The sequence below is a fragment of the Streptomyces sp. SBT349 genome (assembly GCF_001083795.1).
In the GTDB taxonomy this organism is placed as follows: Bacteria; Actinomycetota; Actinomycetes; order Streptomycetales; family Streptomycetaceae; genus Streptomyces.
This window is the reverse complement of record NZ_LAVK01000005.1, coordinates 1-18,400: the sequence shown is the minus strand read 5'-3', so window position 1 is coordinate 18,400 and position 18,400 is coordinate 1. Positions and strand designations below refer to the sequence as shown.

Sequence of the window (18,400 nt, the reverse complement as noted above, 5' to 3'; positions counted from 1 at the left end):
CGGCAACCCGACGCGCGCCCTGCCGTGCGCCGTGGGTACGGTCGGTAGGAGTGATGCTGCCCAGGCCGCCTCAAGGCAAGCTTGCGGCAGGACGACGGGGACGGGACGGAACAGTGGCGCGCAGCGTATATGTGGCCGGTGTCGGCCGGGGCGACGGCCGGCAGGTCGTCGAGCTCGGGGTGATGGAGCTGCTGACGCGGCAGGTGGACCGGGTGGGGGTGTTCCGGCCGCTGGCCCACGAGGGAGTCGACCTCGTGTTCGATCTGCTGCGCAGCCGATACCGGCTCACGCAGACGGAGACGGAGGCCAGGGGGATGACCTACGCCGAGGCCGCCGAGCTCCAGGCGGAGCACGGGATGGACGAGCTGGTGACCCGGCTGGTGGAGCGGTACCACGCGGTGGCAGTGGCCTACGAGGTGGTGCTCGTCCTCGGCACCGACTACGCCGACACGCAGCTGCCCGCCGAGCTGACGCTCAACGCGCGGCTGGCCAACGAGTTCGGCGCCGCGGTGCTGCCCGTGGTGGCCGGGGTCGGCCAGGACGCGGACTCGGTGGTCGCGGAGGTGCGCAACGCGCACCACGCCTTCGCCTCGCTCGGCTGCCAGGTGGTCGCCATGATCGCCAACCGGGTGCGGGGCACGGACGCGTCGCGGGCCGCCCGCACGCCGGACCGCCACCTGCCGGTGCCGGTGTGGGTGCTGCCCGAGGAGCCCGCGCTGGCGGCGCCCACCGTGGCGCAGGTCGTCACGGCCCTGAACGCCGAGGTGCTGCTCGGCGACGCGGCGGGCCTCGGCCGGGACATCCGGGACTTCGTCTTCGGCGGCGCGATGCTGCCGGTCTTCCTGACCGCGCTGACCGAGGGCTGCCTCGTGATCACGCCGGGCGACCGGGCGGATCTGGTGGTCGGCGCGCTGGCGGCGCACTCCGCGAGCGCCCCGCCCATCGCCGGGATCCTGCTCACCCTCGGCGAGCGCCCCGGCGAGGAGACCATGGGGCTGGCCGCCCGGCTGGCCCCCGGCACGCCGGTGCTCTCGGCGGCGGGGGGCTCGTTCCGCACCGCCACCGAGCTGTCGGGCCTGGAGGGGAAGCTGACCGCGACCGCGCCGCGCAAGGCGGAGATCGCGCTCGGGCTCTTCGAGTCGCACGTGGACACCGCCGCGCTGACCGAGCGGATCTCGCTGGTGCGGGGCGACCGCGTGACGCCGATGATGTTCGAGCACCAGCTGATCGAACGGGCCAGGGGCGACCGCCGCCATCTCGTGCTCCCCGAGGGCACCGAGGAGCGCGTGCTGCGCGCCGCCGAGGTGCTGCTGCGGCGGAACGTGTGCGACCTGACCGTGCTCGGCGACGAGACGGCCGTCCGCAGGCGGATCGCGGAGCTGGGCCTCGACCTGCCGTCGGTCGAGCAGGGCGGCGCGCTGCGCGTGGTGGACCCGGTGACCTCGCCGCTTCGGGAGCGCTTCGCCGAGGTCTACGCGCGCCTGCGCGCGCACCGGGGCGTGAGCTTCGAGCTGGCGCACGACGTGGTCGCCGACGTGTCGTACTTCGGCACGCTGATGGTGGAGGAGGGCCTGGCGGACGGCATGGTGTCGGGCGCCGCCCACTCGACGGCGGCGACGATCCGCCCGGCGTTCGAGGTGATCAAGACGAGCCCCGGCGCCTCCATCGTCTCCTCGGTCTTCTTCATGTGCCTGGCCGACCAGGTGCTCGTCTACGGCGACTGCGCGGTCAACCCGGACCCGGACGCGGCGCAGCTGGCGGACATCGCGATCCAGTCGGCCGCCACCGCCGCCCGGTTCGGGGTGGTCCCCCGGATCGCGATGCTGTCGTACTCGACCGGCACCTCGGGCTCGGGCGCGGACGTGGACAAGGTGCGGGAGGCGACCGAGCTGGTGCGGCGCCTCCGCCCGGACCTCGAGGTGGAGGGCCCGATCCAGTACGACGCGGCGGTCGAGCCCTCGGTGGCCGCGACCAAGCTGCCGGGGTCGACGGTGGCGGGGCAGGCGACGGTCCTGATCTTCCCGGACCTGAACACGGGCAACAACACGTACAAGGCGGTCCAGCGCTCCGCGGGCGCGGTGGCCGTCGGCCCGGTGCTCCAGGGGCTGCGCAAGCCGGTGAACGACCTCTCCCGCGGCGCGCTGGTGCAGGACATCGTCAACACGGTCGCGATCACCGCCGTCCAGGCGCGGCGGCGGGGGCAGGAGGAGCAGGTGCCGCAGGAGGTGCCCGGATGACGCGGGCGAGCAGGGTGCTGGTGCTGAACTCCGGCTCCTCGTCGGTCAAGTACCAGCTGCTCGACATGGACGACCGCTCCCGCCTGGCGACCGGCCTGGTGGAGCGGATCGGGGAGCGCTCGGGGCGGCTGACGCACACCCCGGCGGGCGGCGGCCGGCGCGAGCGGGAGGGGCGCGTGCCGGACCACGGCGCGGCGCTGAGGGCGGCGGCCGAGGAGCTGGCGGCCGACGGCGTCGGCCTCGACTCCCCCGGCCTGGCCGCCGTGGGGCACCGGGTGGTGCACGGCGGGCGCCGGTTCACCGAGCCGACGGTCGTGGACGAGGCGGTGGAGGCGGAGATCGAACGCCTGGCGCCGCTCGCCCCGCTGCACAATCCGGCCAATCTGGAGGGCATCAGAACGGCCAGGGCGCTCAATCCGCGGGTGCCTCAGGTGGCGGTGTTCGACACGGCGTTCCACGCGACCATGCCCGAGTACGCGGCGCTCTACGCGATCGACGCGGAGACGGCGGAGAGGCACCGGGTGCGCCGCTACGGATTCCACGGCACCTCCCACGCGCATGTGTCCCGGCGCGCCGCCGCGCTGCTCGGCCGCGCTCCCGGGGATGTGAACGTCATCGTGCTGCACCTGGGCAACGGGGCCTCCGCCTCCGCGGTGGCCGGCGGCCGGTGCGTGGACACCTCGATGGGGATGACGCCGCTGGAGGGCCTGGTCATGGGCACCAGGTCGGGCGACGTGGACCCGGCGGTGGTCTTCCACCTGGCGCGGACCGCGGGCCTGGAGCTGGACGAGATCGACCGGCTGCTGAACGAGCGCTCCGGGCTCGCCGGGCTCTGCGGCGAGAACGACATGCGGGAGGTCCTGGCGCGCAGGGAGGCGGGCGACGGGCGGGCGCGGCTGGCGTTCGACGTCTACATCCACCGGCTGCGCAAGTACATCGGGGCGTACTGCGCGGTGCTGGGCCGGGTGGACGCGCTGGTCTTCACCGCCGGGGTCGGGGAGAACGCGGCCCCGGTGCGGGCGGCGGCGGTCGCCGGTCTCGACGGCCTCGGGCTCGCGGTCGACGAGCGGCTGAACGCCGCCCGTACGGCAGGGCCCCGCCTCATCTCGCCGGAGTACGCTCGGGTGGCGGTCGCCGTGGTGCCGACCGACGAGGAACTGGAGATCGCCACCCAGGCGTTCGCGGTGGTCGGGTCCTGAGCTCGGATAGCCTGACCCCGCCGAAAATTCAGCCACGGAACAAATCGATAGGATCCGCCACCATGCGCCGTTCCAAAATCGTCTGCACCCTGGGCCCCGCCGTCGATTCCTTCGAACAGCTGAAGGCCATGATCGACGCCGGCATGAACGTGGCCCGTTTCAACTTCAGCCACGGTTCCCACGAGGAGCACGAGGAGCGGTACCACCGCCTCCGCAAGGCGACCGAGGACACGGGCCGGGCGGTGGGCGTGCTGGCCGACCTCCAGGGGCCCAAGATCCGGCTGGAGACCTTCGTGGACGGGCCGGTGGAGCTCAGGCGCGGCGACGAGTTCACCATCACCACCGAGGACGTGCAGGGCGACCGGTCGATCTGCGGCACCACCTACAAGGGGCTGCCGGGCGATGTGACCAAGGGCGAGGCGATCCTGATCAACGACGGGAACGTCGCGCTCCAGGTCACCGAGGTCGACGGGGCGCGGGTGCGGACCATCGTGATCGAGGGCGGCGTGGTCTCCGATCACAAGGGGATCAACCTGCCGGGCGTCGCCGTGAACGTGCCCGCGCTCTCCGAGAAGGACGTCGAGGACCTGGAGTTCGCGCTGCGGCTCGGCGCCGACATGGTGGCGCTGTCCTTCGTGCGGAACGCGGACGACGTGCGGGACGTGCACCGGGTGATGGACCGGGTGGGCCGCCGGGTGCCGGTGATCGCCAAGGTCGAGAAGCCCCAGGCCGTGGAGAACATGACGGAGGTCGTCATGGCCTTCGACGGCGTCATGGTGGCGCGCGGCGACCTGGCGGTCGAATACCCGCTGGAGAAGGTTCCGATGGTGCAGAAGCGGCTGATCGAGCTCTGCCGCAGGAACGCCAAGCCGGTGATCGTGGCGACCCAGATGATGGAGTCGATGATCACCAACTCCCGCCCGACGCGCGCCGAGGCGTCCGACGTGGCCAACGCCATCCTGGACGGCGCGGACGCGGTGATGCTCTCCGCCGAGTCCTCGGTGGGCCGGTATCCGATCGAGACGGTCAGGACGATGTCGAAGATCGTCGTCGCGGCGGAGACCGAGCTGCTCTCGCGCGGGCTCCAGCCGCTGGTCCCGGGCAAGAAGCCGCGCACGCAGGGCGGTTCGGTCGCCCGTGCCGCGGCCGAGATGGCGGACTTCCTCGGCGGCAAGGCGCTGGTCGCGTTCACCAAGTCCGGGGACACCGCCCGACGCCTGTCCCGTTACCGCGCCGTGCAGCCGATCCTGGCGTTCACCTCGGAGCCCGCCACGAGGAACCAGCTCACCCTGAGCTGGGGCGTGGAGACGTTCGTCGTGCCGCATGTGAACCACACCGACGAGATGGTCGAGCTGTGCGACGCCGAGCTGTCGAAGCTGAACCGCTTCGCCCCCGGCGACACCATGATCATCACCGCCGGCTCCCCTCCCGGCGTCCCCGGGACGACCAACATGGTCCGCGTCCACCACATCGGCGGCCACCCGGGCGTCTGACCGCCCACGCCCGCGGGGCCGGCCGGGGTCAGGGCACGGTCGGCCCGTCGTCGGTGGTGTAGATGTGCATGCCCTGCATGGTCAGCGTCCCGCCGAACTGGCCCGCCTGCGTGACGGACACGTCCGTGAAGTGCGCGAACGGGAGGTCGAGCGGCGGCTGGTTCTCGGGGTCGTAGACGGTCGGGATGAGGCCGAACAGGTTCCCCTCCAGGCGCTCGGTGTACATCGTCACCGTGCCGCCGCGGAAGGTCGAGACGGTCCCGGGGTCGGTGGCCACATGGTGCCGCGCCCCGCTCCCGGCGTCGACGATCTGGTGCAGGTCGCCGATGTCCAGCGCGTCCGCGGTGAACTTGAGCGCCTGCTTGACCGTGCCGTTGGGCGTGGTGACGTTGACGACCCCCTCGTAGCTCAGGCCGTGGAGGGTCAGCGAGGTCGCCTCCAGGTACCAGGCGGCGTTGGGCAGCGGCAGCGGCGTCCGCTCGTCGGTGCCCTCGACCAGGCCCTGGATCGGGCAGGGCAGCGGCACCCGGCCGTCCTCCTCCGGCGCCGCCGGGTCGGCGTCCGCCGCCTCCCGCTCCTCCTCGGAGCCCCGCCCCCCGTCCCCGGCTCCGGCCTCGTCCTGGCCGTCGTCCTCGCCCTCGTCCTCGGGGTCCTGCTCCTCCGGCGCCTCGTCCCCGGCGCCGCCTTCCGGCTCCTCGGGCTCCGCCGGCGCCTCGGGCGCATCGGGCTCCTCCGGCGCCTGGGGCGGTGCCTCGGGCTCCTCCGGCTGCTGCTCGTCGGCGTCGTCACCGCGGGGGTCGAGCAGGTCTCCCAGCCCGTCGCCCAGGTCCTCCAGGCCCTGTCCGAGGCCCAGCGGATCCCGCGGGTCGAGCCCCTCCTCGGCGCCCTCGGCGTCGGGGGCCCCGGCGTCGTCGCCCTCGGGTTCGGTCGGGCTCGCCGCCTCGGGGGCCGCGTCCTGGTCCTCGGGCTCCTCCTCGGTCCGGCCGCCCTCCTGGCGCGGATCCTCGGTCTCGCCCTCCGGGGCCCGCTCGGACTCCTCCGGGGCCTCCGGCCGCTCGGACTCCTCCGGCTCCTCCGGCTCCTCCGGCTCTTCGGATTCCTCCGGCTCCTCCGGGGCCTCCCGCTCCCCGGCGGGGGCCTCCTCCTCCAGCTCCGCGTCGGGGACCTCCTCCTCCAGCTCCGCGTCGGGGACCTCCACGCACGAGTCGCCGAGGAACGGACTCTCCGGCTGCTGGTCGGCCTTGGCCAGGGGCGAGGTGAACCCCATCCCCAGCAGCGCGGCCGAGGGCATCGCCGCCAATGCGATGGCCTTCCCGACGGGCATCTGGAGCCGCCTCAGGAGCGATCTACTCGCGGAGCCGTGCCGGGGCCCCCCGTCATCCGCCGTCGCCAGCGTGGATATCTCGTCACTCGGCACGTTGAATCCCCTTCTCCGGGTCCTTCCCTCGCTCGGGAGCGGCCCCCTCGAAGCCGGCCAGCGCACTGCCCGTCCCAGGCGTCGCGGCCGGCGGCTCGATATCCCCCGCACGCTCCCCGGCGGTGTCGGACATCGCGGTCTCTGACTTCGCGGTTCCGGCCTCCGCCGCCGCGGCGGTGTTGTCCCCCGGCATCCACGCGACGCTCATGGCGCCGCCGATCAGACCGAACAGGTATCCCACGACGAACCCGCCGAAGTTCGACACGATGAGGGAGACCAGGGCCAGCAGGATCGCCGCGACACCGGCGAATATCCGCACATGCGGCTGGAACCACATGGTCAGGCCCAGCACGCAGAGCAGGACGCCGATGACCAGCGACCCGGCGCCCGCCGTGGTGGCCATGCGGATGGTGAGGTCGCCGAGGGTGACGTTCCGATAGGGGATGTAGCCGATGGGCAGCCCGGCGATCATGGTGAAGAGACCGGCCCAGAACGGCCGCCGCCACCGGAAGTGCCGGAAGGCGACGCGTCCTCTGGTGAGGAGCGAACTGATGGACAAACCCTCGGTGTTGGTGCTCACGGCACGTACTCCCCTGATGGCGCGGTTCATTGGCGGGATGCACGATACGGCTGCCTGCCGCGGCGGTGGCGCGGTGTTCGGCTCCCTGGGGCGGAGACGGCGAGCGGCTCCGCCCCAGGGAAACCACTCATGCCGTCAGAAGCATTCGTTCTCGCCTCTGTGCAGGCTCAGGCTGAGATCAGTGAGCTTGAACGTGCCGGCGGATGTGGCCCACGCGGTCTGCTCGATACCCTCGAGCACCGCCCGGTCGGCCTGCTGCGCGAAGGAGCCGGGCAGCGTATCGCCCGACGGGGCGGGGCCCTTGGTGGTGTCGTCCACGCTGACGCCGATGTCGATGTTGGTGAACTCGGCATCCGCGTTGAGCTGTTCGAGATCGATGAAGAGGTTCTCCGCCAGCACCGGATCGCCCGGGTCCGTCCCGGCCGCGATCCTGACGGTCATCTCACCGAGGAACGGAACCCCGGGGATCACCACCGACTGGCAGAGGTCGGTGATCGTGGCGCTGTCGAACGCCGAGACCGCGACCGCCCGGTGATCGCCACCGGCGGGTCTGATGACCGTGCCGTACTGGACGAACCCCTCGCCGACCAACCGGTCGGCGCTGACCTTGAACTCCTGCCCCGATACCGCGAACGAAGCGGCCAGCGCCCCCTGGGAGAGGGCGATGCCTATGACTGCCGTCGCGGCCACGCTCGGCACCATGACCAGCCCGAAACGCCGCCATCTGGTGCCGCCGCGAGCCTGTGACTCCATGACTTTCCTCCTTCTCGGACGAACATCTCCGTACGGCGTGCGAACTGTGGTCAGCAGGCGTTCGGCGCATGGAGAGGAGAAGCGCGTTGCCCCCGGGCTGCACCCCGGCGACAGCCACTGGCCGCCGTGGGGTCTGCGCGGCTCGCTGCGGACCAGGTCCCGCCGGCTGACGGGAACCCCCCTGATCCGAGGCCGACGCGTGGCTCCATCGGCTTGAGCGATCGTGGTGCATCTCACGGACACGCACAAGGGGTTCGTTACTTGCCGGTAATACCCATGTGGCCATTCCGTGGAGAACGTCCCCGGTCGCGCACGGAGCGTGCACGGCAACGAAAGGCGCACGGGCGCACCAATCGGGCAGAAACGACCGCGGGAACGCGCAGGGGCGTCACGGAAGGTGACAGCGGCCACGTTTGCCAAGTTTTGGTAAAGCGCGGCCGCTGTTCGCAGATGAGAAGGGGTCAGCTCGGAAGGAAGGGTGCCATCAGAAGAGGACGCGCGCCAGGGCGCCGCGGGCGGCGATCACCCGCGGGTCGTCGGCGCCGACGACCTCGAACAGTTCGAGCAGCCGGAGCCGCGCGGCGTCCCGCTCCTCGCCGACGGTCCGCTGCACGGTGCCGACCAGCCTGCCGAACGCGTCCTCGACGTGGCCACCGAGCAGGTCCAGGTCGGCGACGGCCAGTTGAGCGGTGACGTCGTCGGGCCGCTCGGCCGCGTCCTTGCGCACGCGGTCGGCGTCCACGTCCTGCACCCGGCCGAGCAACTGGGCTTGGGCGAGGCCGAGTTGAGCCTCCAGGTTCCCCGGCTCCTCGGTCAGCACATTCTCGTAGGCCCGGACCGCGCCGCTCAGGTCCCCGGCGTCGAGCGCGGCGTGGGCCGCGGCGAGCGTGGGGTTGACGGGCGGCTCGGGCTCGGCCTGCGGCTGGGGCTCGACCCCGTCGGCCTCGGGGTCGACCGGGGCGCCGACGATGCCGAAGCGCTGCTCGGCCGCCGCGATCAGCTGGTCGAGCACCTGGCGGACCTGCGGCTCGGGCGCCGCGCCCTGGAAGAGGGGGAGCGCCTGCCCGGCGATCACGGCGAAGACCGCCGGGATGCCCTGCACGCCGAACTGCTGGAAGAGCATCTGGTTGGCATCGACGTCGATTCTGGCGAGCACGAACCGCCCGGCGTACTCCTGGGCCAGCCGTTCGATGATGGGGCTCAGCTGCTTGCAGGGCTGGCACCACTCGGCCCAGAAGTCGATGACGACGGGCACCTCGGTGCTGCGTTGCAGCACCTCCTGCTCGAAGCCCGCCTCGTCGACGTCGATGACCAGCGAGGCCGCGGCGCCCGCCTGCTGCCCACCCTCCGGTCCGGCCGCCGCCCGCTGAGCGCGGGCCTGCTCGGCCTTCTGCTTGGCCTCGGCGGCCGCCTTCACCGCGGAGAGGTCAACGGCTCCGCTCATGGACATATTGCGTGGCTGCATGGGACCAGTCTCCCCCCTTCCGGAGCCGTTCGGGTACGGGCCCCGGACGCGTCGGGCGGAAGGCCGCCCCTCCGCGGTGCCGCCGCTCAGAAGCCGGCCGGCTCCGTCCAGGTGCCCCACTCCTCGCGCAGGACCCCGCAGATCTCGCCGAGCGTCGCCTCGGCCCGCGCCGCGACCAGCATGGGCGGGACCATGTTCTCCCCGGAGCGGGCCGCCGCCAGCAGGGCGTCCAGCGCGGCGCGCACCGCCGAGTCGTCGCGGGCGCCCCGGCGCTCGGCCAGCGCGCGGACCTGCTCACGCTCGACCTCGTGGCTGACGCGCAGGATCTCCAGGTCGCCGGTGACCGACCCGGTGTGGGCGTTGACGCCGACGACGCGCTTGTCCCCCTTCTCCAGCGACTGCTGGTAGCGGAAGGCCGACTCGGCGATCTGCCCGGTGAACCAGCCGTCCTCGATGCCGCTGAGCAGCCCGGAGGTGACGGGCCCCACGGGGAAGTTCCCCTCGGGGACGGCCCGCCTGCCGCGTTCGACGATCTCGGCGAAGACCTTCTCGGCCTCGGCCTCGATCCGGTCGGTCAGCTGCTCGACGTACCAGGAGCCGCCCAGCGGATCGGCGACGTTGGTGACGCCGGTCTCCTCCATCAGCACCTGCTGGGTGCGGAGCGCGATCTCGGCGGCGCGCTCGCTGGGCAGGGCCAGGGTCTCGTCCAGCGCGTTGGTGTGCAGGGAGTTCGTCCCGCCGAGGATGGCGGACAGGGCCTCGACGGCGGTGCGGACCACGTTGTTGTAGGGCTGCTGCGCGGTGAGGGAGACCCCCGCGGTCTGGGTGTGGAAGCGCAGCCACTGCGCGCGCTCGCTGGTGGCGCCGTACTCGTCGCGCATCCAGCGCGCCCAGATCCGCCGGGCGGCGCGGAACTTGGCGATCTCCTCGAAGAAGTCGAGGTGCGCGTCGAAGAAGAAGGAGAGGCCGGGGGCGAACGTGTTGACGTCGAGGCCGCGGCTGAGGCCGAGCTCCACGTATCCGAAGCCGTCGGCCAGGGTGTACGCGAGCTCCTGGGCGGCCGTGGAGCCCGCCTCCCTGATGTGGTACCCGGAGACGGAGAGCGGCTTGTAGGTCGGGACGTTCCCGGCGCAGAACTCCATGAGGTCGCCGATGAGCCGCAGGTGGGGCTCCGGGCCGAAGAGCCACTCCTTCTGCGCGATGTACTCCTTGAAGATGTCGGTCTGGAGCGTGCCGTCCAGCGCGGAGGTGTCGGCGCCCTGGCGCTCGGCGGCGACCAGGTACATGCAGAAGAGGGGGACGGCCGGGCCGCTGATCGTCATCGAGGTGGTGACCTCGCCCAGCGGAATCCCCCGGAAGAGGACATCCATGTCGGCGGCCGAGTCGATCGCGACGCCGCAGTGGCCGACCTCGCCGAGCGAGCGGGGGTCGTCGGAGTCGCGGCCCATCAGCGTGGGCATGTCGAACGCGACGGAGAGCCCGCCGCCGCCCGCGTCCAGGATCATGCGGTACCGCTCGTTGGTCTGCTCCGCGTTCCCGAAGCCGGCGAACTGGCGGATCGTCCACGTCCTGCCGCGGTACCCGGTGGGGTAGAGGCCGCGGGTGAAGGGGAACTCCCCCGGCCAGCCGATGCGGTCGAAGCCCTCGTACCTGTCGGCGGGGCGCGGTCCGTACACGGGCTCAACGGGGTCCCCGGAGAGCGTGGTGAAGTCGGCGTCCCGGGTGCGGGCCGCGTCGTAGCGGGCCTGCCAGCGTCGGCGGCCCGCCGTGATGTCGTGTGCGTCCATGCGGCCAATTTACTTGGACGTCCAACTATCTGTCGAGCGCGATGCCCCTCCCGGTTCACCCGGAAGGGGCGGGGCACGGGCCGGTTACGCCCCGACCTGCTTGACCGGCTCGGCGGGGTTGCCCTCGTCCTCGCCCTCGACCAGCGGCGCGACCTCGACCGAGACCCGCCGCTCGACCACGAAGGCGGCGAACGGGATGGTGCCCGAGAGCAGCACCCACAGCAGCTTGCCGAACGGCCAGCGCGCCTTGTGACCCAGGTCGAACGCGAAGACCAGGTAGATCATGAACAGCAGCCCGTGCACCTGCGAGACCATCAGGGTGAGGTCCTCGCCCTGATCGAACCCGTACTTGAAGACCATGCAGGTACACAGGACCAGCAGCATCACGGCGGTGACATAGGCCATGACGCGGTACCGCGTGAGCACACTCCGCTTCATGCGGGCGAGCCTATCGGGTCATTCGGGGCGTTCCTCCCCTGCCCCCTCGTTCCCGGAGGCGGGGACCAGCACCTCGGGGGCCGCCTCGAAGTCCTTCGCGGCCACCCGCAGCGGGCGCAGCAGCGCGAAGATCTCCCGGCACTCCTCGTCGTCGTAGGCGCCGAGCCCGAAGTCCATCGCCATCAGGTCCCGGGTGGCCGCCTCGCAGACCCGGCGCCCCTCCTCGGTGATCGAGGCCAGGATGCCGCGGCCGTCGTGCGGGTTGGGCCGCTTGGTGACCAGGCCCGAGCGCACCAGCCGGTCCACCGTGTTGGTCACCGAGGTGGGGTGCACCATGAGCCGCTCGCCGATCTTGGACATGGCCAGCTCCCCGGCCCTGCTGAAGCTCAGCAGCACCAGCGCCTCGTACCGCGCGAAGGTGAGCCCGTACGGCTTGACCACCGCGTCGACCTCGGCGAGCAGGATCTGGTGGGCCCGCATGACCGAGGTGATGGCGGCCATCGACGGCACCGTCCCCCAGCGTCTCTGCCACAGGTCGTCGGCGCGGGCGATGGGGTCGAAGGGAAGGCTGAGCGGCTTGGGCACGTCGGCGACCCTACCGGCTTAGTCATACCGGCGTGGTGGCGCTGCCCGGCGGCAACGCTCCGTCATGGCACGATGACGCCATGTGCGGCCCTCTCCGTTCCCCCCGCCCGCTCGGCGTCGCGGCGTTCCTCCTGCTGACCGTCTTCGTCCTCGGCTGCTCCTCCGGCGACGGCAGGGCGGGGGCCCCGGCCGGGGACTCCACCGAACCCGCCGCGGGTGGCGGGGAGTTCTGGGTGGACCCGGACAGCCCGGCGGCGCGGCAGGTCGCCACCTGGGAACGGGCCGGGCGCGAGGAGGACGCGGAGCTGCTGCGCCGGATCTCCGAGCGGCCGATGGCGACCTGGCCGCCCGGCGAGGAGGACCCCGGCCCCCGCGTGCGGACGGTCACCGAGGCGGCCACCGAGGCGGGCAGGACCGCCGTGCTGGTCGCGTACAACATCCCGCACCGCGACTGCGGCCAGTATTCGCAGGGCGGCGCGGCCGGCGCGGAGGCGTACGAGCGGTGGATCGGGTCGTTCGCCGAGGCCATCGGGACGGCGCGCGCCATCGTGGTCCTGGAGCCCGACGCGGTGCCGCACACCGCCGACGGCTGCACGGACCGCATGTACCTGACCGAGCGCTTCGACCTGCTGGCCTCCGCCGTGGAGGCCCTCACGGCCCAGCCGAACACCCGGGTGTACCTCGACGCGGGCAACCCCAGCTGGATCGCCGACCCCGACCGCCTCGCCGACGCCCTGACCCGCTCCGGCGTCGCGCGGGCGGACGGCTTCGCCCTGAACGTCGCCAACTTCCAGACGCTGGACGCCAGCGCCGCGTACGGCCGCGACCTCTCCTCGCTGCTGGGCGGGGCGCACTTCGTCATCGACACCAGCCGCAACGGGAACGGGCCCTACGAGGGCGACGCGGAACCCTGGTGCAACCCGCCGGGCCGGGCGCTGGGCACCCCCCCGACGACGGAGACCGGCGACCCGCTGGTGGACGCGTACCTGTGGATCAAGCGGCCGGGGGAGTCCGACGGCGAGTGCCGCGGCGGCCCCCGGGCCGGCCGCTGGTGGCCGGAGTACGCCCTGGACCTGGCCCGCAACGCCGACGCGTGATCCCAGAGGCCCTACTCTCCGGGGCTCTACTCTCCAAGGACCTGGATCCACCTGGCCTCCGAGGGCGTGCCCTCGGCGTCCGTCACGAAGAGCATGTACCAGCCGGGGGGCACCAGCGAGGGGTCGTCGGGGAGGGTGAACGTCGCCCGGCCCTCGCCGCGTTCGACCTCCAGCTGGATGGAGCGCTGCTCCACGTCCGTGGTGTGCGTGACGGCGCTCGGCCGCATCAGGCGGGCCGTCTCGATCCGCTCGGGGTGCTCGGTCGCGAAGGTCGCCGTCCCGCCGAGCCCGGCGCTCTCGGGTCCCTCACCGAGCACGGGCCGCGTCTCCTCCCGGCCGCCCTTGAGGTAGGGCGGGGTGTAGACCTCGATGCGCTTCTCGAACTCACCCATCCGCGTGTTCGCCGCGTCCCCGAAGAGCGGGTCGGAGCCGAAGGTGGCGACCCGCCCGTCGGGCAGCAGCAGCGCCTCGGAGTGGTAGTTGCGGCCCACGGTGGGCGCCGCGGCCGGGCGGAACGCGTTCGCCGCGGGGTCGTAGAACTGGGCCTTGAGGATGTCGCTCAGGCCGCGCCCCCGGTAGTCCTCGGAGCCGCCCGAGGTGAAGACGGTGTCGTCGGGGAGGATCACGCTGCTGAGGTACCGCGTGCCCTGCGGCAGCGAGGGGCCGTCCGCGAACGCGGGGGCCTCCTCGTTCAGGTCGATGATCGCGGTCCGGCCGGTCGCCTTCTCCGACTCCCCGACCCCGCCGCCGCCCAGCACCATGAACCGCTGGTCCTGGGCCGGGGGCAGCAGCAGCGAGGCCGAGGTCTCCAGCTGGTCGGGGTCGGTGAGGCCGCCCACCTCGGTGAACGTGTTCGTCTCCAGATCCCACAGGCCCGGGTCCCGGCCCTCGTCGGCGGGGCCGTAGCCCGCGTTGGAGCCGGTGTAGAAGATCTCGCCGCCCTGGGTGAGGAAGAGCGCCGGGTAGGTGGGGAAGTACCGCTCGGGCCCCTCGGACCAGGTCTTGGTCACCGGGTCGTAGATCTCGTTGATGCCGGGCACCACCTCGCCGACCTCGTCCAGGCCCGAGACGGTCAGCACCCGGCCGTCGGGCAGGGTGGTCAGCGTGGGGTACCAGCGGGCCTCGCCCATCGGGTCCACCGGGACATAGCGCTCCGCCTCGGGGTCGAACTCGTAGGCGGCGTCGATGCCCTGGAAGTCCTGGTCGTCCAGCGTGATCTCCCCGGCCAGGCCGTAGAGGTTGTCGGCGTCCTCGCCGGTGAGGCCGGCGATCTCGTACTGCGCCGGGTCCTTCGCCACGCCCTCCTCGCCCTCGTCGGCCGCCACCACGAACACCCGCACCTCGCCCGCGGTGATCTCCACCTCGCCGCCGGACTCCTCCTTGGCCGCGGCGGGCACGGTGACCGCCGTCTCGGTGACGTACTCGCGTCCGGAGGGCGAACGGAGGCGGGTGCCCCTGGGGAACGCGTGTTCCCGGTCGGGGTTCTCGTTCTTCAGGAGCATCCCCCCGCCCGCGTGGGTGACGTCGTCGCCCAACACCTCGTAACGGGCCGTACCGCCGGCGACCAGCAGCCGGCCGTCGGGCAGCGCGGCATGGCCCGCGCAGAACAGGTCCTCGGGCGTGGGCACCTCGCTGAACGTGTTCTCCTCCGGATCCCACAGGATCGTGCGGAAGGTCCCGGCGTCGAACTCCTCCTCCTTGTTGCCCGAGCCGGCGATCAGCAGGACCTTGCCGGTGCGCAGCAGGGCCGCGTGGATGGCGCTGGTGCGGAACTCCTCGGGCACGTCGACGACGTCCCAGACGCCGTACTCGGCCATGTACTCGGGCCGCGAGATGCGGTACTCGTGCAGCCGGTCCTGGGCGAAGCTCAGCGCGGCGGGCACGTTGAGCGCGGCCAGCAGCAGGGTGGCTCCGGTGCCGATGGCGGTCTTCTTCGTCCGGCTGCTCGGGCGGTACCTCATGCGTCAGCTCCCACGGGTCGTCGTGGCGTGTCCTCGGTGCTTCCTGTGCTTCCTGTGCTTCCTGCGGTCTCCGGGCTCTCCGTGGGCTCCGTGGTCTCCGCGGCGGGGGGCTCGGTGGCCGCCCGGTCCGCGGCGTTCCCCGCGTGCACGTCGGTCAGCCACCAGGCGACGGCCGGGGCCAGCGCCACGGCCAGGGCGATCAGCGCCCAGATCCGCATGGCGGCGTGGGTGTTCCCCAGGACGACCGAGGCCAGCAGCGCGGCGGCCAGCACGCCCGCCCAGAACAGGTGCAGGCGGAACGTCGCCGCCCGGTCGGGGCTGGCCGCGCCGCCCTTGGGGGTGACGACGAACCCGCTGCGGCGACGCAGCAGGGCGTCCAGCAGCGAGCGGGTGTAGACGGGCGCGGAGAGCGCGGACATGACCATGCCCGCGGCGCCGGAGGAACCGGCCGGCTCGTGCGGGGAGACGTTGTGGCGCCTGTTCCACATGTACAGGCCGATCTGGAGCGCGGCCACGTCGCTGTAGAGCATCATCCACACGGACGAGGCGACCTGCGTTCCCGAGGCGCCGAGCACCAGGTAGAGCGCGCACCCCAGGGCGCCGAGCGCCCAGGTGACGGCCGCCATCGGGTAGAAGGCGAGCATCAGCGAGTAGTGGAACGCCGGCCCCACCCGGTGGCGGCGCGGCCCCCGCCCGTACTGGCGCAGGATGGTCTCGTAGGTGCCGCGCGACCAGCGGTGCTGCTGGGAGAAGAAGTCGGTCCAGGAGGAGGGCCCCTCGCCGACCGCGAGCACGTCGGGGGTGTAGACGGAGCGCCAGCGGTTGCCGGTGTCCGGGTTGACGGCGCGGTGCAGCTCGAAGCCGGTGGCCATGTCCTCGGTGACGGAGTCGACCAGGCCGCCGATGCCCTGCACCGCGCTGATCCGCACGGCGTTGTTGGTGCCCACGAACATCGGCGAGCCGTAGCGGTTGCCCGCCCGCTGGATGAGCGCGTGGAACAGGAACTGCTGGCTCTCCGCGGCCTTGGTGACGGCGGCCGTGTAGTTCCCGTAGACCTGGGGGCCGACGACGAAGGCCACGTCGGGGTCGCGGAAGTAGCCGAGCATCCGCTCCAGGTAGTCGGGCAGCGGCACGTGGTCGGTGTCGACCGAGGCGAAGAAGTCGTACTCGTCGCCGTGCGCGTCGAGCCAGGAGTTGTAGTTGCCGTGCTTGGTGCGGGCGCGGTGCGGTCCGCTGGGGCGGTTCCAGGCGGCGACGCCCTTGCGGCTGAAGTGGCGCACGCCGAGGTCGGCGCACAGGGCGCGCGCCTCGGGGTCGTCGCCCTCGTCCAGCAGCCAGACGTCGAACGGGCCGCGGTGCCGCAGCCCGGCGGCGCCCTCCAGGGTGGCGCGCACCATGGCCAGCGGCTCCTTGCCCGGCACATAGGTCGTGAGGAACGCGACGCGCGTGCCGGTCTCGGGGACCACGGGCACCGGGTCGCGGGCCACCAGCGTGGCGTGCGCGACGGAGACCACGTTGACCAGGCGGAACAGCTCGACCAGCCCGACGCTCACCAGCATCACCGCGTCGGCGGCCAGCAGCCACCAGGACGCGTGGTCCCGGTCCGTCCAGTGGCTGGGGTGCACCAGCCAGACCAGCAGCACCGCGGAGAGCAGCGGCGCCAGGGTCATCAGCAGCGTGGCCCGTATTCGGTGGGGCTCGCGGGAGATCAGGGTGCGGTAGCGCACCCGGTACCCCGGTCCGGGCTCGGCGAGAGGGCCGGCAAGACAGCTGTAGGTCTCGTAGTCGTAGCCCGCACGCCGCACAACGCCCTCCTCAGGTACAAAAGCCGCAGAACCGACGTATCCAACGACACGTCAGGCCGCGGCCCCTGTCGAACCAGGAGGGTCCGAGTGAGCGATGAAGGGCGGCGTCCGGGGGAGGCCGGGCCCGTCAGGTGTTGACGACGCCCTCGCGGCGGGCGCGGGCGGCGATCACCGCGGCGTCCTGCTCCCGGCGCAGCCGCCGCTCGGCGAAGAAGCCGCCGGTGGGCAGGACGGACATCAGGAAGTACCAGGCGGCGGTGGGCAGCGGCCACTTGGCGCGGTTCCACGCGTCGGCCCAGAAGAGCACGTAGCCGATGAACAGGATGCCGTGGATGGCTCCCATCACCGGCACCGCGTCGAAGTCGGTGGTCCGCTTGAGCACGGAGCAGACCAGCAGCACGAGGAAGGAGACCGCCTCGGGGGCGGACACCAGCCGGAGCCTGCGCAGGGCGGATGCGGTCTTGAGGTCCATGGGACCCGATTCTCTCAGTCCGCGAACCGATCGATCCGGCCGGGCCCCGGCCTTTGGTTAGAGTGCCCGTTATGGACACGGAAAGCGGCACTCGCTGGCTCAGTGACGCCGAGCAGCGCGCCTGGCGCACCCATCTGGAGGTCAGCAGGCTGCTCACGCACCGGCTGGAACGGGACCTCCAGCCGTTCGGCCTGACCATCAACGACTACGAGATCCTGGTCAACCTCTCCGAGTCCGCCGAGCACCGGATGCGCATGAGCGACCTGGCCGCCGCGACGCTCCAGTCCAAGAGCAGGCTCTCCCACCAGATCACCCGCATGGAGCGGAGCGGCCTCGTCCGCCGCGAGAACTGCGACTCCGACAAGCGCGGCCTGTTCGCGGTGCTCACCGAGCGGGGCTGGGGCACCATGCGCGAGGTCGCCCCCCACCACGTGGCGTCCGTCCGCCGCCACTTCGTGGACCTGCTCACCCCCGAGGGTCTCGAAAGCCTGTACCACGCGCTGGTCCCGGTCGCCGAGCACCTGCACGCCGAGCGCGGCCGGCCCCAGTGAGTCCGGCGAGCTGAGTCACCGGCCGCCCGCATCACCGGCCGCCGCTCCCGCTCGGCTCCGTGCCCCGCTCCTCGTTCCCCCGCTCCTCGTCGCCCGACTCCTCGACGCCCGACTCCTCGGGCTCGGCGGGGTCGCCGCCCTCGACGACCGGAAGGCGCAGGGCGAAGAGGGCCCCGCCCTCGGGGGCCGCGCCCACCGTGAGGCTGCCGCCGTGGCGGGCGGCCACGTCCCTGGCGATCGCCAGGCCGAGCCCCGCGCCGCCGTCGTCCCTGCTGCGGGCGTCGTCGAGCCGCACGAACCGCTGGAAGATCCGCTCCCGGTCCGCCTCGGGCACGCCCGTCCCGTCGTCCGCGACCTCAAGCACCGCCTCGCCGCCCTCCCGCCGCAGCGAGACGCGCACGGCCGAGGCGGCGTGCCGCTGCCCGTTGTCCACCAGGTTCCCCAGGATCCGGCAGAGCTGGCCGTGCGAGCCGGTGACGGTGGCCTCGGAGAGCTCGGCCAGCCGCACCGGGTGCGGGTCCCCCACCCGCCCCTCGACGTCCTCGGCGACCAGCGAGGCC

16 protein-coding genes are annotated in these 18,400 nt (G+C 72.5%); 5 read left to right on the top strand and 11 right to left on the bottom strand.

The features are described from left to right. Positions 1-113 precede the first annotated feature (113 nt). The 3 genes from pta to pyk all read left to right on the top strand — a co-directional run bounded on the left by pta (position 114) and on the right by pyk (position 4,929). On the top strand, positions 114-2,237 hold the full coding sequence (gene pta / locus ADY01_RS01325) for a phosphate acetyltransferase (protein WP_049564320.1): 2,124 nt from the start codon (positions 114-116) through the stop codon (positions 2,235-2,237). Next, the gene (locus tag ADY01_RS01320; protein WP_049564317.1) at positions 2,234-3,436 is read left to right on the top strand and encodes an acetate kinase; all 1,203 of its coding nucleotides are present in this window, start codon (positions 2,234-2,236) and stop codon (positions 3,434-3,436) included. The genes pta and ADY01_RS01320 overlap by 4 nt, the downstream gene beginning before the upstream one ends. A 62-nt stretch (positions 3,437-3,498) precedes the next feature. Next, positions 3,499-4,929 carry a pyruvate kinase gene (pyk, locus tag ADY01_RS01315; RefSeq protein ID WP_049564315.1) on the top strand — a complete coding sequence of 477 codons (1,431 nt, stop codon included), beginning with the start codon at positions 3,499-3,501 and terminating at the stop codon, positions 4,927-4,929. Between the two features lie 28 nt (positions 4,930-4,957). On the opposite strand, the gene ADY01_RS01310 is transcribed toward pyk, so the two are convergent. From ADY01_RS01310 to ADY01_RS01280, 7 genes are all read right to left on the bottom strand, one after another. Beyond that, positions 4,958-6,253: a hypothetical protein gene (locus ADY01_RS01310; RefSeq protein WP_049564312.1), complete on the bottom strand. Its 1,296-nt coding sequence runs from the start codon at positions 6,251-6,253 to the stop codon at positions 4,958-4,960. 82 nt (positions 6,254-6,335) lie between these two features. Continuing rightward, positions 6,336-6,926, bottom strand: coding sequence for a DUF6114 domain-containing protein (locus ADY01_RS01305; protein WP_049564309.1), 591 nt, complete (start codon positions 6,924-6,926; stop codon positions 6,336-6,338). A 135-nt stretch (positions 6,927-7,061) separates the two neighbouring features. Further along, positions 7,062-7,679 (bottom strand): DUF6230 family protein, encoded by a 618-nt coding sequence (locus tag ADY01_RS01300; RefSeq protein ID WP_049564307.1) that lies wholly within the window; start codon positions 7,677-7,679, stop codon positions 7,062-7,064. 484 nt (positions 7,680-8,163) lie between these two features. Further along, positions 8,164-9,144 (bottom strand): tetratricopeptide repeat protein, encoded by a 981-nt coding sequence (locus ADY01_RS01295; protein ID WP_049564305.1) that lies wholly within the window; start codon positions 9,142-9,144, stop codon positions 8,164-8,166. An 86-nt stretch (positions 9,145-9,230) separates the two neighbouring features. After that, positions 9,231-10,931, bottom strand: coding sequence for an acyl-CoA mutase large subunit family protein (locus tag ADY01_RS01290; RefSeq protein WP_049564302.1), 1,701 nt, complete (start codon positions 10,929-10,931; stop codon positions 9,231-9,233). Positions 10,932-11,015: 84 nt separating this feature from the next. After that, on the bottom strand, positions 11,016-11,369 hold the full coding sequence (locus tag ADY01_RS01285) for a DUF3817 domain-containing protein (protein WP_049564300.1): 354 nt from the start codon (positions 11,367-11,369) through the stop codon (positions 11,016-11,018). Between the two features lie 18 nt (positions 11,370-11,387). Continuing rightward, positions 11,388-11,954, bottom strand: a complete 567-nt coding sequence (locus ADY01_RS01280; RefSeq protein ID WP_049564297.1) for a MarR family winged helix-turn-helix transcriptional regulator — start codon at positions 11,952-11,954, stop codon at positions 11,388-11,390. An 80-nt stretch (positions 11,955-12,034) separates the two neighbouring features. Here ADY01_RS01280 and ADY01_RS01275 point away from each other — a divergent pair, with 80 nt between their 5' ends. Then, complete coding sequence (locus ADY01_RS01275; RefSeq protein ID WP_049564294.1) at positions 12,035-13,051, top strand: glycoside hydrolase family 6 protein; 1,017 nt, start codon at positions 12,035-12,037, stop codon at positions 13,049-13,051. A gap of 26 nt (positions 13,052-13,077) precedes the next feature. Here the strand turns inward: ADY01_RS01275 and ADY01_RS01270 are convergent, their stop codons facing one another. The 3 genes from ADY01_RS01270 to ADY01_RS01260 form a co-directional block, all read right to left on the bottom strand. Continuing rightward, positions 13,078-15,012 (bottom strand): kelch motif-containing protein, encoded by a 1,935-nt coding sequence (locus ADY01_RS01270; protein WP_049564292.1) that lies wholly within the window; start codon positions 15,010-15,012, stop codon positions 13,078-13,080. After that, positions 15,009-16,817, bottom strand: coding sequence for a glycosyltransferase family 2 protein (locus tag ADY01_RS01265; RefSeq protein ID WP_078899903.1), 1,809 nt, complete (start codon positions 16,815-16,817; stop codon positions 15,009-15,011). Before ADY01_RS01265 ends, ADY01_RS01270 begins: the two co-directional genes overlap by 4 nt. A gap of 127 nt (positions 16,818-16,944) precedes the next feature. After that, positions 16,945-17,289, bottom strand: a complete 345-nt coding sequence (locus ADY01_RS01260) for a DUF3817 domain-containing protein (RefSeq protein WP_049564290.1) — start codon at positions 17,287-17,289, stop codon at positions 16,945-16,947. 71 nt (positions 17,290-17,360) lie between these two features. Here ADY01_RS01260 and ADY01_RS01255 point away from each other — a divergent pair, with 71 nt between their 5' ends. Next, positions 17,361-17,840 carry a MarR family winged helix-turn-helix transcriptional regulator gene (locus tag ADY01_RS01255; RefSeq protein WP_049564287.1) on the top strand — a complete coding sequence of 160 codons (480 nt, stop codon included), beginning with the start codon at positions 17,361-17,363 and terminating at the stop codon, positions 17,838-17,840. A 31-nt stretch (positions 17,841-17,871) separates the two neighbouring features. On the opposite strand, the gene ADY01_RS01250 is transcribed toward ADY01_RS01255, so the two are convergent. Next, on the bottom strand, positions 17,872-18,400 hold a 529-nt coding region (locus ADY01_RS01250; protein WP_049564284.1), incomplete at its 5' end, for an ATP-binding protein.